Genomic DNA, 16255 nt, shown 5'->3' on the forward strand with positions numbered 1-16255 from the left:
CCGCACGCCCCGCAGCCGTAACCGGCATGGCAATCCACGTAGGGGTGTACCTACGCCAATCCGAGCGGCGCACCAGCGGCAGCGAGGCCAGCACCGCGGCTCAGCTCGGCGAGTGCATGAAGGCCCTGACTCAATGGGACGTCCCTCCGGCCCACATCGAGGTGTACGAGGACCTGGGGATCAGCGCCTACAAGAACGTGGAACGCCCAGCGTACGAACGCCTGCTGCGCGACGCACGAGCCGGCCGCATCAACGTGATCATGGTGCATTACATGTCCCGCCTCAGCCGGAAGCACGCCACGGAGACCTATGCCGAACTCCTGCCGCTCCTCACCAACCGTGTACGCATCATCAGCGTGGGCGAGCACCGCGAGTTCCACGCCGACAACCCGCACGCCCTCACGGAGTTGCTGTTCAAGCTTCAGGCCAATCATGAGGAGAGCCTGAACAAGAGCCTCGCCGTCAAAGCCGCCAAGGCCCTGGAAGCGAGCCTGGGCGGCTACACGGGAAAGGTCCCCTTCGGATTCACCCTCGTCCACGAGACACGGAGGTCGGCCGACGGCAAACCGGTCAGCGTCAAGATCCTCACACCTGACGAAGAGCACGAAGCCCCGATCGTCCGACGCATCGTGGACATCATCGAGGAGTGGGTCGCCACGGACGACGCCTCCGGCTCCTGCTGGAAACTCGCCCGCTGTCTCGAAGCGGAAGGACATTTCACACGCGGCAAGAGGGCGGCACAGCAGCAGGCGGAGGCCTCCTGGGACATGGCCACCGTGAAACGCATCCTGATTGACCCCCGCATCGCCGGATTCGCCTGTGAAGGCGTGTACGGCGTCCGCCGTGACGGCACGTCAAGCAGGAAAATCGCCGAGTACCGGATTGTCCGGGACGACAACGGCGACCCCGTGACGACGTACGAGCCGATCATCAGCCCCGAGCGTTGGTACCGCGTGCAGCAATGGGTGAAAGGCCGTCATCCCAGTGGTGGGGACTGGCAGAGCGAACCCAAAGGAATTCTGTCCACGATGAAAATCCTGGCCTGTGAGTGCGGTTCGTACATGACGCACGGCGGAAGCGGCTCGAAGAAGCACTACCGCTGCCGCCGCCGGGTCATGAAACCGGGCCAGCACCTGGGCACGGTGTCCATCGGCTCGAAAGGCATCGAGGAGTACCTGGCCCGTCGGATCCTCGCCATGATCGCCACACCCAAGGACGACGAGCCGACGACGACCGTACTCGCGCACGCGTCAGCAAGGTACGCACAAGCACAGGAGCAACACGAACCCCCGCACATCACCCGGGAACGGGATCGCCTCCTGGCCGAACGCGCGAACCTGCGCCACTCCCTCCAGCAGCACCACGGGGACGAGCAACGCGCCCGCGATCTCCCCCAGCACATGGCGGCACTGGACGCGCGTATCGCCGGACTCGGTGACGGCAAGCAGTCTGAATTGCCTTGCTCCACCTGGCTACCGCAGGACGGCCCGGATCCCCTCGGCCCGGGCTCCTGGTGGCATCGGGCCACCCGGGACGACAAACGCGCCTTCTTCCGCCTCTTCCTCGACCGCGTCGAGGTCCGCAAGGCGTATCGGAACGCCGGACGAGGGGTTCCCACCGCGAGCCGTCTCAGCATCACCTGGGCAGGCGGCGTGATTGTCGACGCCTTGGCGAACAGCGAGAAGTTGCCCAAGTCCGCCTGAGCAGTGTCCCGCAGTACGGCATCGTCGGCCGGCAATCGACCGGCCGACGATGTGGGACCGACTGGCTACAGTCCGCCCTCGGACATCCCGTGCACGGCCGGGACCGTCCCCAGCCGTCCCTTCTGGAAGTCCTCGAACGCCTGCTGGAGTTCCTCACGGGTGTTCATGACGAACGGACCGTAGTGGGCCATCGGCTCACGGATCGGCTGTCCGCCGAGGAGGACAACCTCGAGGTCCGGGGTGTGGGAGTCCTGCTTCTCGTCCGCGCGGACGGTCAGCGAGGAGCCCTTGCCGAAGACCGCCGTCTGGCCGAGATGGACCGGGCGCCGGTCCGCACCGACCGAGCCGCGGCCCGCCAGGACGTACGCCAGCGCGTTGAAGTCCTCACGCCACGGCAGCGTGATCTCGGCCCCCGGCGCCAGCGTCGCGTGGATCATCGTGATCGGGGTGTGCGTGATGCCCGGCCCTTCGTGGCCGTCGAGCTCACCCGCGATCACCCGCAGCAGCGAACCGCCGTCCGGCGAGGTCAGAAGCTGGACCTGGCCACCGCGGATGTCCTGGTAGCGCGGGTCCTTCATCTTGTCCTTGGCGGGAAGGTTGACCCACAGCTGAAGACCGTGGAACAGGCCTCCGGACATCACGAGCGACTCGGGTGGAGTCTCGATGTGCAGCAGGCCCGAGCCCGCCGTCATCCACTGGGTGTCGCCGTTGGTGATGGTGCCGCCACCACCGTTGGAGTCCTGATGGATGAAGGTGCCGTCGATGATGTAGGTCACGGTCTCGAAGCCCCGGTGCGGGTGCCAGGGGGTGCCTCGCGGCTCGTTGGGACCGTAGTCCACCTCTCCCATCTGATCCATCATGATGAACGGATCCAGATGGCGGTAATTGATCCCGGCGAACGCACGGCGCACCGGGAAGCCCTCACCCTCGAACCCGCTCGGCGCGGTCGTGACGGCGAGCACGGGACGGGCCACGGCGTCCGCGGGGGCGGCGACGCGGGGAAGCGTCAGTGGGTTCTCGACGGTCACTGCAGGCATGTCGGTACCTCCTTGGTGCGACCAGTTTAGTTGAGCATTGAACTTTCTGCCACTCCTAACGGCAGAAGCCCGGAGGACATTCCCTCCGGGCTCCACCACGCGGGCCTGACCCGCGTCAGTTGCTGAAGTACAGGTACTTCCACGACCCGTACGTCGTCGAGTTCACGCTGTCGCCGGACGAGCCGTTGACGTACACCGACCGCATCCGCGCCCGGATGCCCGACTCACCGGGCGCCCCGAGGGACACGGCCGACTTGCCGTTCGAACCGAGCGGGAAGTACTCCGAGTCCGTCGAGTACCAGCTGCCCTGGTAGTAGACCTGGAGGTCGAAGCGCTGCTGACGGCCCGGGTAGTACGACATCGTCGTCGTGAGCAGCGGGTCCGTGCTCTTGTGGAACCAGTAGTACGTCGTCGAGCCGATCTTCGCCGTCTTGTAGTGCTTGGAGACGGCGGTGGAGATCTTGACCTTGGCGTAGGCCGTGGACTTGACGGTCTTCGGCTTGTAGCGGGAGTCGCCCGCGAAGACCGCGGTGACGGCCGTGTCCCGGGTCATGTCCACCCAGGCGCTGATGTTGCCGTCGGAGTTGACCGTGCCGGTCTTGATCAGCTTCTTGCCCTTGTCGCTGCCGAAGGGGTCGGCGTAGATCGAGACCGAGCGGTTCTTGTACGTCTTGCCCAGGTGCGCGGTGAACTTCACGTCGGCGCCGTACGAGTACAGCTTGCCGTTGTTGTTCAGGCTCAGCGAGGTCGCGGCACGGGAGACGTCGACGGTGTCCGAGGCGCTCACGGCCGTGTGGGCGGTGTCGCCCGCGTACTTCACCGTGTACTTCACCTTGCCGCCGGCCGGCGGGGTGTTGGTGAAGGAGTAGGTGCCGTCCGCCTTGACCGTCACCGGTGCCAGCGCCTTGCCGTTCGGGCTCTCCAGGTCGGTGCGGGTGACCGACAGCTGGACGCCGGCCGGCAGCGGCACCGACGCCGAGATCTTGCCGGTGACGGTGAGCGTCTTGGCGCGGGTCGCGGTCGACGGGGCGTTGACCTTGAGGGTGGGGACGTTGAGCGTGGGGTCGGTGAGCGCCTTGAGGGTGTAGCCGGCGGACGTGCCGACCAGGGCGAAGATCCGGGAGGCGTCCGGCGCCCAGGTCACGTCCACGGTGCCGGACGCGGTGTAGGTGCGCAGCGGCTGGGCGGCGTTCGGCTGGTAGACGGCCACCTTGCCGCCGGTGATCTGGGCGACCAGACCGTTGGCGGCGATGTCGGCGCGCTGGCCGGAGGGGTAGGAGCCGGCGAGGGTGAACTTCCCGTCGGCGTACTTGGCCCGGTCCTTGCCGTTGAACAGCACCTGCGGGGCGCCGGGGACGAGGTCGATGTCGCCGATGCCGTTGTTGAGCGAGTAGTCGCCGTTGTGCCAGGCGAGCTGCTGCGGGGTGCCGGTGGAGACGTCGAGGACGGCCATGGAGTCGGTGGACAGACCGGTCTCGCCGACGGCCAGCAGGCCGGGCGCGCTCGGGTCGGTGTCGAGGAGGGCCTGGCCCCAGACCTTGCCCGAGAACTGGCCGAGGGTGACCGGGTCGGTGCCGCTCGCGGGGTCCACCGCCGGGTCGACGGAGCCCAGGTCGCCGGACCACTGGTCGCCGTAGCTGAACCAGACCTTGCCGCCGGCGAAGGCGACGTGGCGCGGGCCGTCGGTGGTGGCGACGGTGTAGCGGGTCTTGACGTCGAGGGTGGCGGCGTCGAGGGCGACGATCTCGTGCAGTTCCGGGGTGGCGGCGTACAGGGTGCTGCCGTCGGCGGAGAGGGCGAGGTCGGTGATGCCGGGGATGCCGGTCGCCGAGTCGAGCACGGTGCCCGAGTGGTTGGCGGCCAGGACCTTGCCGGAGGCGTTGTCGCCGAGGAAGACCCGGGTGCCGTCGGCGACGATGCCGGCGGGCGTGGTGACCACGGCGGTGGCGGCCGAGGCCGGCCCGGCCGTGACGACGCTCAGCGCCGCCGAGCTGAAGAGGACCGCGAGCGCCGTCGCGGTCGAGGTGCTGCGCATGCGCACAGTGATGAACCCCCACAGAGAGACCCGGCGGTGCCGGGAGAGCTGGAAGCGCCGCGCGGCGCCCGGACGCGGACCGCGGGAAACTGCGGTGGCGTGCGGGGCGCGGCTGCCAGAGGGCACTCTATGGCATGCCTGTGACAATCACGTGGAGGTTCTTCCTCCGCCGGGCAGCGGCTAGCCGTACATCCTTCGCATCGCGAACTCGACCATCTGCTCGACCGCCTTCGCGTCGAACACCATCCGGTGCTCGCCCTCCATGTCGAGGACGAAGCCGTACCCGGTCGGCAGGAGGTCGATCACCTCGGCGCCGGTGATCACGAAGTACTTGGACTCCTTGCCCGCGTACCGGCGCAGTTCCTTCAGCGAGGTGAACATCGGGATCACCGGCTGCTGGGTGTTGTGCAGGGCGAGGAAGCCGGGGTTGTCGCCGCGCGGGCAGTACACCTTGGACGTGGCGAAGACCTGCTGGAAGTCCTCGGCGGCGAGCTGCCCGGTGGTGAAGGCGCGCACCGCGTCCGCGAGGGACGGCGGGGACGGCTCGGGGTACAGCGGCGGCTGCTGGCCGTACCCGCCCGGCATCTGCTGCTGTGGCGTGGCGTACTGCTGCTGCGTACCCGCGCTCTGGTCGTAGCCGTACATGGGCGCAAGCGTACCGAGCGGGGTGGAGTGGCGGTGGCCCGCAGGGGGCGGGAAACCGACAGCGACTCGACAGCCGTCGGCTCTGGGTTCCGGAGGCCGCCGCTTCTAGCGTCGTTCCCATGCACCGAGACGCACAGGACGAGGTCCATGAGCACGACCGGGGGCTGTCCTACGACCTTCCCGTCCTCGCCCGCCGCCGGATGATCCGGCTTCTGGCGGGAGCGGGCCTCGTGCCGCTGGTCGGCTGTTCCGCGGACGAGGACGCCGCCGGCTCCGCCGCGACCCCGGACTGCGCGCCGATCCCCGAGGAGACGGCCGGTCCGTACCCCGCCGACGGTTCGAACGGGGTGAACGTCCTCAAGGAGAGCGGTGTCGTGCGCGGCGACATCAGGAGGAGCTTCGGCGACTCGGCGGGCGGCACGGCGCAGGGTGTCCCGCTGACCGTGACGCTCACCGTCGTCGACGCGGACTCGGGCTGCGGGACGCCGAAGAAGGGCGCCGCCGTGTATCTGTGGCACTGCGACCGGGAGGGCGCGTACTCCCTCTATACGGAGGGCGTGAGGGACGAGAACTATCTGCGGGGCGTGCAGGAGACGGACGCGTCGGGGCGGGTCACCTTCACCACCGTCTTCCCGGGGTGTTACACCGGCCGCTGGCCGCACATCCACTTCGAGGTCTACGGCAGTCTCGCGGACGCCACCGCCGCGACGGCGATCACCAGCACCTCGCAGCTGGCCCTCCCCAAGGACGTCTGCGACACGGTGTACGCCACGGAGGGCTACGAGGCGAGCGTGACCCACCTCGGCAGTCTCTCGCTGGAGGGCGACGGCATCTTCCGGGACGGGTACGAGCGGCAGCTGGCGGTCGTGGCGGGGAGTACGGGCTCCGGATACACCGCCACTCTCACCATTGCGGTGTGAACCGTCACAGATGGCCGGATCGGGGTTGCGGCTTATTACCGGCGGGTAGCATCATCGTATCGAAGCTACTTGTCGGTACGTGAACTAGCGCGAGGATCCAGTGCCTCGCCCGTCTCTCCAGGGAGCCGTCGCCATGGGGCACTACAAGTCGAACCTCCGTGACATCGAGTTCAACCTCTTCGAAGTGCTCGGCCGCGACAAGCTGTACGGCACGGGTCCCTTCGAGGAGATGGACGCGGAGACCGCGAAGAGCATCCTCGACGAGATGAAGCGCCTGTCGGAGAACGAGCTGGCCGAGTCCTTCGCCGACGCCGACCGCAACCCCCCGGTCTTCGACCCCGAGACCAACACCGCGCCCGTCCCGGCGTCCTTCAAGAAGTCGTACAAGGCCTTCATGGAGTCCGAGTACTGGCGGCTCGGCCTGCCGGAGGAGATCGGCGGGACGACCGCGCCGCCCTCCCTGATCTGGGGCTTCGCGGAGCTGATCCTCGGCGCCAACCCGGCCGTGTGGATGTACTCCTCCGGCCCGGCGTTCGCCGGCATCCTCTACGACGAGGGCAACGACGTACAGAAGAAGATCGCCCAGATCGCCGTGGAGAAGACCTGGGGCTCGACCATGGTGCTCACCGAGCCGGACGCCGGTTCGGACGTCGGCGCCGGTCGCACCAAGGCGATCCAGCAGGAGGACGGCTCCTGGCACATCGAGGGCGTGAAGCGCTTCATCACCTCCGGTGAGCACGACATGGAGGAGAACATCCTTCACTACGTGCTCGCCCGTCCCGAGGGCGCCGGTCCCGGCACCAAGGGCCTGTCCCTCTTCCTGGTCCCGAAGTACCTCTTCGACTTCGAGACCGGCGAGCTGGGCGAGCGCAACGGCGTCTACGCCACGAACGTCGAGCACAAGATGGGCCTGAAGGCCTCCAACACCTGCGAGATGACGTTCGGCGACCAGCACCCCGCCAAGGGCTGGCTGATCGGCGACAAGCACGACGGCATCCGCCAGATGTTCCGCATCATCGAGTTCGCCCGCATGATGGTCGGCACGAAGGCGATCTCGACGCTGTCGACCGGTTACCTCAACGCGCTGGAGTACGCCAAGGAGCGCGTCCAGGGCTCCGACCTGGCCGCCTTCGGCGACAAGGCCGCGCCCAAGGTCACCATCACGCACCACCCGGACGTGCGCCGCTCGCTGATGACGCAGAAGGCGTACGCGGAGGGCATGCGCGCGCTCGTCCTCTACACCGCCTCGATCCAGGACGCGATCGCGGTCAAGGAGGCCGCGGGCGAGGACGCCAAGGCCGAGCACGCGCTCAACGACCTGCTCCTGCCCATCGTGAAGGGCTACGGCTCCGAGAAGGGCTACGAGCAGCTCGCCCAGTCGCTGCAGACCTTCGGCGGCTCCGGCTTCCTGCAGGAGTACCCGATCGAGCAGTACATCCGGGACGCCAAGATCGACACCCTGTACGAGGGCACCACCGCGATCCAGGGCCAGGACTTCTTCTTCCGGAAGATCGTCCGCAACCAGGGCGCGGCCCTGAACGGTCTCGCCGAGGACATCAAGAAGTTCCTCGCGCTCGGCACCGGCGGCGAGGAGCTGGCCGGTGCCCGCGAGCACCTCGCGAAGGCGGCCGTCGAGCTGGAGGCCATCGTCGGTCTGATGCTGACCGACCTCGCGGCCACCGAGCAGGACGTCAAGAACATCTACAAGGTGGGCCTGAACACCACCCGCCTGCTGCTGGCCTCCGGTGACGTCGTCGTCGGCTACCTGCTCCTCAAGGGCGCCGCCGTGGCCGCCGAGAAGCTGGAGACCGCCTCCGCCAAGGACAAGGCGTTCTACACGGGCAAGATCGCGGCGGCGAAGTTCTTCGCGGCCAACGTCCTGCCGGGTGTCACGGGTGCGCGCAAGCTCGCCCAGAACGTCGAGCTGGACCTGATGGAACTGGACGAGGCCGCGTTCTAGGACACATCAGCACAGCTCTCCTGAGGGCCCGCTTCCTTCGCCGGGAGCGGGCCCTCGTCCGTCGTCCAGGTGAATCCCTTCGTCGTTAAGGTGAACCCCATGAGCGAACCCTCCCGCTTCGACCGCGGCCACACCGACGACCTCATGTCCTTCCTGGCGGCGAGCCCGTCGCCGTACCACGCCGTGGCGAACGCCGCCGAGCGGCTGGAGAAGGCCGGCTTCCGGCAGGTCGCCGAGACGGACGCCTGGGACGGGACGAGCGGCGGCAAGTACGTGCTGCGCGGTGGCGCGATCGTGGCCTGGTACGTCCCCGAGGGAGCCGAGGCGCACACGCCGTTCCGGATCGTCGGCGCGCACACCGACTCCCCCAACCTGCGGGTCAAGCCGCTGCCGGACGCGGGAGCGCACGGGTGGCGGCAGGTGGCGGTGGAGATCTACGGCGGACCGCTGCTGAACTCCTGGCTCGACCGTGATCTGGGCCTGGCCGGCCGGCTGACCCTGCGGGACGGTTCGACGCGGCTCGTGAACGTGGGCCGGCCGCTGCTGCGGGTGCCGCAGCTCGCCATCCACCTGGACCGCTCGGTGTCGGCGGAAGGGCTCAAGCTCGACAAGCAGCGGCATCTGCAGCCCATCTGGGGGCTCGGCGATGACGTCCGCGAGGGCGATCTGATCGCGTTCCTGGAGGCGGAGGAAGGGCTCGGCACGGGCGAGGTCACCGGCTGGGACCTGATGGTCCACTCCGTCGAGCCGCCCGCCTACCTGGGCCGCGACCAGGAGCTGGTGGCCGGGCCGCGCATGGACAACCTGCTGTCCGTGCACGCAGGGGTGGCCGCGCTGACCGCGGTCGCGGCCGGCTCGGACCTGGGCTTCATCCCCGTACTCGCCGCCTTCGACCACGAGGAGAACGGCTCGCAGTCCGACACGGGTGCGGACGGGCCGCTGCTCGGCAGTGTGCTGGAGCGTTCGGTGTTCGCGCGCGGCGGGTCGTACGAGGACCGGGCGAGAGCGTTCGCGGGCACCGTCTGTCTGTCCTCCGACACGGGCCACGCGGTCCACCCCAACTACGCCGAGCGGCACGACCCGACGCACCACCCGCGGGTCAACGGCGGCCCGATCCTCAAGGTCAACGTCAACAACCGCTACGCCACGGACGGTTCGGGACGCGCGGTGTTCGCCGCCGCCTGCGAGAAGGCGGGCGTCCCCTTCCAGTCCTTCGTCTCCAACAACTCCATGCCCTGCGGCACCACCATCGGCCCGATCACCGCGGCCCGGCACGGCATCAAGACGGTCGACATCGGTGTCGCCATCCTCTCGATGCACAGCGCACGCGAACTGTGCGGCGCGGACGACCCTCATCTGCTGGCCAACGCGTTGGTGGCGTTCCTGGAGGGATAAGTCGCGAGAACGGGAGGGATAGCTTCCCCCGGTTGGGTACCCGCCCCTGACGGAAACGTCATGCAGGGGAGGCGACACACATGGGCCTCGGCGGATGCATCATCCTCATCGCCGTGGGAGCCATTCTCACGTTCGCGACGGACTGGGACATGCAGGGGGTCAATCTCGATCTGGTCGGGGTCATTCTGATGATCGTCGGTCTGATCGGGGTCGCCACCTTCAGCAGCATCGCGCGGCGCAGGCGGGTCGTGGTGCCGCCCACCGCGCCGGTCGTCGACGAAGAGGTACGGCGCAGGGAGTACTGACAGCGGCTGAACAACGGCCGACAGCGGCCCCTTTCTGACAGCTCGCCACGAATGGGGCTCGCAGGAAATATCCAGACAACCGTGAGCAGTCCGTTACCCCGGACTGCTTGTCGGCTTGTATGGATTTCGTGAAGACTTGTGAGGACTCAGGGGCTCGGGGGGTGAGTGGTACCGAGCCCTGTCCTCGCAAGACTTCGCACCAGGGGGCCCGGCGTGCTCGACCTCGCGGCGCCGAGCGGTCCGAGACCGCACCAGGTGGCCCGCCATGCGGCCCGCCGCGCCCACGCGGCCCCCGAGGAGCCGCCGGCCCGCCCCCGGCTCGCCGTCCTGATCCCCGCGCACAACGAGGCGGACCGCATCGGCGCCGCCATCGACGGCCTGCGCGACCAGACCCGGCGCCCCGACCTCGTCGTGGTGGTCTGCGACAACTGCACCGACGACACCGCCGAGGTCGCCGTCGCGCACGGCGCCCAGGTGTTCCGCACCCAGGGCAACACCCACAAGAAGGCCGGCGCCCTCAACCAGGCCATCGCCTGGATGCTGCCCCACCTCGACGACCGCGACCTGCTGCTGGTCCAGGACGCCGACACCGTCCTCGACCCGACCTTCGCCGAGACCGCGCTCGCCACCTTCAACCGCAAGGTCGGCGCCGTCGGCGGAGTCTTCTACGGCGAGGACGGCGGCGGCCTCCTCGGGCTGCTCCAGCGCATGGAGTTCCACCGCTACGCCTGGGAACTGGAGCGCACCGGCGGCAAGGCCCAGGTCCTCACCGGCACCGGCACCATGTTCCGCGCCCGGGTGCTGCGCGAGGTGCGGGCGGCCCGCCGCGCCGGGGTGATCGGCGGCGGCAGCAGCTACTACAGCCTCGCCTCGCTCACCGAGGACGACGAGATGACCAAGGCGGTCAAGACCCTCGGCTACCGGGCCATGTCCCCGGCCGGCTGCGCGGTCACCACCGAGGTCATGCCGACGCTGGGCAAACTCTGGCACCAGCGGCTGCGCTGGCAGCGCGGCGCCCTGGAGAACCTGCGCGACTACGGCTGGACCAAGGTCACCGCCCGCTACTTCGCCCAGCAGGTCCTGATGGGCTTCGGCGCGCTGTCGTTCCTGGTCTACCTCGTCTACATGACGACGTTCACCACGCTGTACGGCTGGCCGGGCTTCTCCCCGTTCTGGACGGGGATCGGCCTGATCTTCGTCGTCGAGAAGACGGTCTCCGTACGGCGGGCCGGACCCAAGGCCGTCCTGGTCGCGGCGCTGATGGTCCCGGAGATGCTCTACGACCTGTTCCAGCACGCCGTCTACTTCACCTCGCTGTGGGGGATGTTGCGCCGCAGCGAGGAGAAGTGGGTCGCAACCTAACCCTCAACCGAGAGAAGCGAGAAGCACGATGTACGGACGAGTGATCGGCGCGGGCACCACCGGTGCCGGAGGCGCCACCCTGGCCGCGACCGGCCTGTGGATGAACAGCATGGCCCTGGTCGTCACGGCGACCACCCTGGCGGCCGCGGGCGTGGCCCTCTACAAGCTGGCCCCGCGCCCGCGCCGCCGGTAAGGCCCTTACCGGCCTAGTGGTCGCGTTGGTCGGGGTCCATCCCCGCCAGCACGAGGGGCAGCCGGTCCGCCGCGCCTTCGACGAGGCGGACCGGGACGCCCCAGTCCTGCTGGTGGACATGGCAGGCCGGGTAGGCGTTCTCCGGGGCGTCGTCGCACGATGCCGCCATCGCGGAGACATGCAGCACGCCCTCCCCGACAGCCGGGTCGAGGCGCAGGGTGCGGGAGAGGTCGGTGCCCGCACCCTCACCGCCGGCGAGCAGCTCGGGCGGGGTCGAGGAGACCAGCAGCCGGGTCGACGGCCCGTACCGGGTGTCGAGCTTCTGCCCGGCCGGCGCCTGGAAGACGACGTCCAGCCGGAGCGCGCCGGGCGCGACTTCGGTGGCGGCCCGCTGGGTGCGATGGGCGACCGAGGCCACCTTCACGGCCTCCTCCGGCAGCCGCAGCCGGGTCAGCCGGTGCCGGGCGGACTCCACGACCACGATGTCCTCGCCGACGAGCACGGCGTCACTGGGCTCACGCAGGTCGGTGGCGAGGGTGGTGACCTCGCCGGTCGCCGGGTCGAAGCGGCGCAGGGCGTGGTTGTAGGTGTCGCTGACGGCGACCGAGCCGTCGGGGAGCGCGGTGACGCCCAACGGGTGCTGGAGCAGCGCCTGCTCCGCGGCACCGTCCCGGTGCCCGAAGTCGAACAGCCCCGTCCCGACGGCGGTGCGGACGGTGCCGTCGAGGTCGACCCAGCGCAGGGCGGACGTCTCGGAGTCGGCGAGCCAGAGCCTCTCCGGGGTGGCGGCGAGGCCGGAGGGCTGGGCGAACCAGGCCTCTTCGGCCGGGCCGTCCACGAGACCCTCGTTGGTGGTGCCGGCGGCGACGGAGACGGTCCCCTCCTCCGGGTCGTACGTCCACAGCTGGTGGATGCCGGCCATGGCGATCCACACCTTGCCGTTCCAGTGGGCGACGTCCCACGGGGAGGAGAGGTTGACGTCCCGCGCGGGGCCCGAGGTGGCGTCGGCCTGCATCCACTGCCGTCCGGTGCCGGCGAGGGTGGTCACCTCGCCGGTGGTGGGGTCGAGCCGGCGCAGGGCGTGGTTGACGGTGTCGGCGACGACCACGGAGCCGTCCGGCAGCGGCGCGAGCCCCTGCGGCTCGTTGAAGGAGGCCGCGTCGGCGGGCCCGTCCGCGAAGCCGCGCCGCCCCGACCCGATCCGCCGCACGACGCTCTCCCCGTCCGCCGCCAGCTCGACGAGCTGATGCCGGGTGGTGTCGCTGACCAGGAAGTGCCCCGAGGGCAGCACGAGCGCCTTTCCGGGGAACCGCAGCACGGTCGGCTCCGGCTCCGGCGCCACATAGGGCCCGTCCCCGCGCCGCAGCGTCCCCTTCGCCTCGTGCTCCGCCTCCAGCTCGGTCACCAGGCGTTCGATGGCGTGCACATGGCCCTCACCGGCGTGCTGCGCGACGACGTACCCCTCCGGGTCGATCACGACGAGCGTGGGCCAGGCCCGGACCGCGTACTGCTTCCAGGTGGCCAGCTCGGGGTCGTCCAGCACCGGATGCCCGACCCCGTACCGCTCCACGGCGTCCACCACCGCCCCGTGCTCCGCCTCGTGCACGAACTTGGGCGAGTGCACGCCGATGACGACGACGGTGTCGCGGTGCTTCTCCTCCAGCTCGCGCAACTCATCGAGGACATGCAGGCAGTTGATGCAGCAGAAGGTCCAGAAGTCGAGAAGGACGATGCGTCCCCGCAGGTCGGCCAGGCTGTACTGCTTGTCGCCCGTGTTCAGCCAGCCGCCCCTGCCGATCAGCTCGGGGGCGCGGACACGGACGCGGCGGGGTGCGGAGTCGCTCATGGACCAAGGGTGCCACCCGCCACCGACAGCCACCTCAGCGCCTGCCCGGTCAGTCACCTCAGCGCATGCCCGGTCGTCGCGTCCACGTGGTCCGGTACGTCGTCATGGCGGTCGCCGACGGTGAGGGTGCCGGTGGGTTCGAACAGGAGGATCGCGGTGGGGGCGGGAGCATAGGGCTTGTGCTCGGTGCCGCGCGGGACGGTGAAGACCGAGCCCTTCGGCAGGACCACCGTGCGCTCACCGCCCGGCTCCCTCAGGAAGATGTGCAGTTCGCCGTCCAGGACCAGGAAGAACTCGTCGGTGTGGTCGTGGACGTGCCAGACGTGGTCGCCCTCGACCTTGGCGACGCGGACGTCGTAGTCGTTGACGGCCGTGACGATGCGGGGGCTCCACTGCTCGGTGAAGGAGGCGAGGGCGGCGGAGAGTGCGACGGGTTCGGGTTCCATGAGGTCATCGTGCGGGGTACCGCCGGCGGTTCACGAGTGCTAGGAATCGCGTATGCCGCAAGGATCCTCTCAGCGCCCGCATCGGGTGGTTCTCGTCGTCGACGAGAACTCCAACCCCTTCGAGATGAGCTGCGCCATCGAGATCTTCGGACTCCGGCGGCCCGAACTGGGTCGGACGCTCTACGACTTCGCCCTGTGCGGCACCGAGCCGCGCACCCGTATGCGGGACGGCTTCTTCACGCTCACCGACATCGCCGGTCTGGACGCCGCCGAGGAGGCGGACACCCTGATCGTGCCGAACCGGCCCGACACCGACACCCCGCGCTCACCCCGCGTCCTGGACGCCGTACGCCGGGCACACGCGCGTGGCGCCCGGCTGCTCGGCTTCTGCTCCGGCGCGTTCACGCTGGCGGAGGCCGGGCTGCTCGAGGGGCGACGGGCGGCCTGCCACTGGATGTGGGCCGACTCCTTCCGGGCCCGGTTCCCGCAGGTACGGCTGGAGCCGGACGTGCTCTTCGTCGACGACGGCGACATCCTGACCGCGTCCGGCAGTGCCTCCGCCCTCGACCTCGGCCTCCACGTCGTCCGGCGCGACCATGGCGCCGAGATCGCCAATGCCGTCTCCCGCCGCCTCGTCTTCGCCGCCCACCGCGACGGCGGGCAACGCCAGTTCGTGGAGCGGCCCATCCCCGAGGTGGCCGACGCGTCGCTGGGGCCGCTGCTGGCGTGGGCGCAGGAGCGGCTGGGCGAACCGCTGACCGTGGCGGACCTCGCGGCCCGCGCCGCCGTCTCCCCCGCCACCCTGCACCGCCGCTTCCAGGCCCAGCTGGGGACGACACCGCTCGCCTGGCTGACCGGGGAGCGGGTGGCGCTGGCCTGCCGGATGATCGAGCGCGGCGAGGAGCGCCTCGACGTCGTGGCCGCGCGGAGCGGACTCGGCACGGCGGCCAACCTCCGCGCGCGCGTGCGACGCGAGACCGGACTCAGCCCGTCGGAGTACCGGCGGCGTTTCGGCCCGGCGTCCGGGGAACCGCTCATGGCATGAGATTCCTCGTACGCGACCGGCTGCTCGGCTTCGGCGACGACTACTGGATCGAGGACGACCAGGGCAACAAGGTCTTCCTCGTCGACGGCAAGGCCATGCGGCTGCGCGACACCTTCGAGCTGAAGGACACGCGCGGGCGCGTCCTCATCGACATCCGCCAGAAGATGTTCGCCCTGCGCGACACCATGCTCATCGAGCGGGACGGCGAGCCGCTGGCCACCATCAAGCGCAAACGCCTGTCCCTGCTGCGCAACCACTACCGGGTCTCCCTGGCCGACGGCAGCACCGAACTCGACGTCAGCGGCAAGATCCTCGACCGCGAGTTCGCCATCGAGTACGACGAGGAGCTCCTCGCCGTCGTCTCGCGCCGCTGGCTGCACGTCCGGGAGACGTACGGCGTGGACGTCGTACGGGAGGACGCGGACCCGGCGCTGCTGATCGCGGTGGCGGTGTGCGTGATCCACCTGGCGGAGAAGGAACGCGAGGAGGACTGAACGGGCTCTAGGAGGCCGGTCGGCGCGGGGTCTCCAGGCCCAGCACGCGGTCCTTGAGGGCCGGGAACTGCTCGCGGGTCGTCGCGACTTTCCCGGGGTCGAACTCGACCGTGAGGATCTCCTCGCCGGCCCCCGCCTCGGCCAGCACCTCGCCCCAGGGATCGACCACGATCGAGTGACCGGCCTGCGGAACTCCCGCGTGTGTCCCGGCCGTTCCACACGCGAGCACGAACGCCTGGTTCTCCACCGCCCGCGCCTGGGCCAGCAGCGTCCAGTGCGCCCGGCGGCGCTCCGGCCAGCCCGCGGGGAGGACCAGGGTCTCGGCGCCGTTGTCGACGAGACCGCGGAAGAGTTCGGGGAAACGGAGGTCGTAGCAGGTGCCCAGGCCGAGGGTCGTCTCGGGCAGCCGTACCGTCACCAGCTCCCGGCCCGCGCCCATCAGCACGGCCTCGCCCTTGTCGAAGCCGAAGCGGTGGATCTTGCGGTAGGCGGCGATCAGATCACCGGAGGGGGAGAAGACGAGCGAGGTGTTGTAGAGCGTCCCGTCGTCGGCGCGCTCGGGGATCGAGCCCGCGTGCAGCCACACGCCCGTGTCGCTCGCGGCCTTCGCCATCGCCTCGTGCGTCGGCCCGTCCAGCGGCTCCGCGTCGCTGTCGAACCCCTGGTAGGCGAAGGCGCCCACAGTCCACAGTTCGGGGAGGACGACGAGGTCGGCGCCCGCCTGTCCGCGCACCAGAGAAGCCACCCGCCGTCGACGCGACTCGACCGATTCGTCCTCGTTCACGTCGATCTGGATCAGAGAGGCGCGCACACTACCACCGTCCTGGCATTCGAGCCGTTCACACGGGCCTACGATCGTCACACGAAAG

The 16255-nt window shown here is 69.5% G+C and carries 15 protein-coding genes; 9 read left to right on the forward strand and 6 right to left on the reverse strand.

The annotated features are described in order from the left end of the window. Window positions 1-26: 26 nt before the first annotated feature. Entirely contained in the window at window positions 27-1703 is a 1677-nt protein-coding gene (locus tag ACFUO4_RS33065) for a recombinase family protein (protein WP_383491796.1), read from the forward strand. Between the two features lie 65 nt (window positions 1704-1768). Here ACFUO4_RS33065 and ACFUO4_RS33070 read toward each other — a convergent pair whose 3' ends face one another. The 3 genes from ACFUO4_RS33070 to ACFUO4_RS33080 all read right to left on the reverse strand — a co-directional run bounded on the left by ACFUO4_RS33070 (window position 1769) and on the right by ACFUO4_RS33080 (window position 5420). Then, window positions 1769-2740, reverse strand: a complete 972-nt coding sequence (locus tag ACFUO4_RS33070; RefSeq protein WP_383491798.1) for a pirin family protein — start codon at window positions 2738-2740, stop codon at window positions 1769-1771. Between the two features lie 115 nt (window positions 2741-2855). After that, complete coding sequence (locus ACFUO4_RS33075; protein WP_079310550.1) at window positions 2856-4775, reverse strand: hypothetical protein; 1920 nt, start codon at window positions 4773-4775, stop codon at window positions 2856-2858. Between the two features lie 180 nt (window positions 4776-4955). Then, on the reverse strand, window positions 4956-5420 hold the full coding sequence (locus ACFUO4_RS33080) for an SseB family protein (RefSeq protein WP_059194285.1): 465 nt from the start codon (window positions 5418-5420) through the stop codon (window positions 4956-4958). Window positions 5421-5539: 119 nt separating this feature from the next. Between ACFUO4_RS33080 and ACFUO4_RS33085 the strand changes: the two genes are divergently transcribed. The 6 genes from ACFUO4_RS33085 (at window position 5540) to ACFUO4_RS33110 (ending at window position 11555) form a co-directional block, all read left to right on the forward strand. Then, window positions 5540-6340, forward strand: a complete 801-nt coding sequence (locus tag ACFUO4_RS33085) for an intradiol ring-cleavage dioxygenase (RefSeq protein WP_383491800.1) — start codon at window positions 5540-5542, stop codon at window positions 6338-6340. A gap of 133 nt (window positions 6341-6473) precedes the next feature. Beyond that, window positions 6474-8300, forward strand: coding sequence for an acyl-CoA dehydrogenase (locus ACFUO4_RS33090; protein WP_383491802.1), 1827 nt, complete (start codon window positions 6474-6476; stop codon window positions 8298-8300). Window positions 8301-8399: 99 nt separating this feature from the next. After that, window positions 8400-9695, forward strand: a complete 1296-nt coding sequence (locus tag ACFUO4_RS33095; RefSeq protein ID WP_079310552.1) for a M18 family aminopeptidase — start codon at window positions 8400-8402, stop codon at window positions 9693-9695. An 80-nt stretch (window positions 9696-9775) separates the two neighbouring features. Further along, the gene (locus tag ACFUO4_RS33100) at window positions 9776-10000 is read left to right on the forward strand and encodes a DUF6458 family protein (protein ID WP_079310553.1); all 225 of its coding nucleotides are present in this window, start codon (window positions 9776-9778) and stop codon (window positions 9998-10000) included. A 327-nt stretch (window positions 10001-10327) separates the two neighbouring features. Further along, on the forward strand, window positions 10328-11362 hold the full coding sequence (locus ACFUO4_RS33105) for a glycosyltransferase (protein ID WP_383492249.1): 1035 nt from the start codon (window positions 10328-10330) through the stop codon (window positions 11360-11362). Window positions 11363-11390: 28 nt separating this feature from the next. After that, complete coding sequence (locus tag ACFUO4_RS33110) at window positions 11391-11555, forward strand: hypothetical protein (protein ID WP_165951232.1); 165 nt, start codon at window positions 11391-11393, stop codon at window positions 11553-11555. Window positions 11556-11568: 13 nt separating this feature from the next. Here ACFUO4_RS33110 and ACFUO4_RS33115 read toward each other — a convergent pair whose 3' ends face one another. Both ACFUO4_RS33115 and ACFUO4_RS33120 read right to left on the reverse strand, forming a co-directional pair. Next, window positions 11569-13401: a thioredoxin-like domain-containing protein gene (locus ACFUO4_RS33115; protein WP_383491805.1), complete on the reverse strand. Its 1833-nt coding sequence runs from the start codon at window positions 13399-13401 to the stop codon at window positions 11569-11571. Window positions 13402-13454: 53 nt separating this feature from the next. After that, window positions 13455-13847: a cupin domain-containing protein gene (locus tag ACFUO4_RS33120; protein WP_383491807.1), complete on the reverse strand. Its 393-nt coding sequence runs from the start codon at window positions 13845-13847 to the stop codon at window positions 13455-13457. Window positions 13848-13899: 52 nt separating this feature from the next. Here ACFUO4_RS33120 and ACFUO4_RS33125 point away from each other — a divergent pair, with 52 nt between their 5' ends. Next, window positions 13900-14892: a GlxA family transcriptional regulator gene (locus ACFUO4_RS33125; RefSeq protein ID WP_383491809.1), complete on the forward strand. Its 993-nt coding sequence runs from the start codon at window positions 13900-13902 to the stop codon at window positions 14890-14892. After that, entirely contained in the window at window positions 14889-15386 is a 498-nt protein-coding gene (locus tag ACFUO4_RS33130; protein ID WP_059194294.1) for an LURP-one-related/scramblase family protein, read from the forward strand. Before ACFUO4_RS33125 ends, ACFUO4_RS33130 begins: the two co-directional genes overlap by 4 nt. A 7-nt stretch (window positions 15387-15393) precedes the next feature. Here ACFUO4_RS33130 and ACFUO4_RS33135 read toward each other — a convergent pair whose 3' ends face one another. Further along, the gene (locus tag ACFUO4_RS33135) at window positions 15394-16197 is read right to left on the reverse strand and encodes a carbon-nitrogen family hydrolase (RefSeq protein ID WP_079310557.1); all 804 of its coding nucleotides are present in this window, start codon (window positions 16195-16197) and stop codon (window positions 15394-15396) included. Between the last annotated feature and the right edge of the window lie 58 nt (window positions 16198-16255).

The organism is Streptomyces sp. NPDC057280 (assembly GCF_042668605.1).
Lineage (GTDB): Bacteria > Actinomycetota > Actinomycetes > Streptomycetales > Streptomycetaceae > Streptomyces.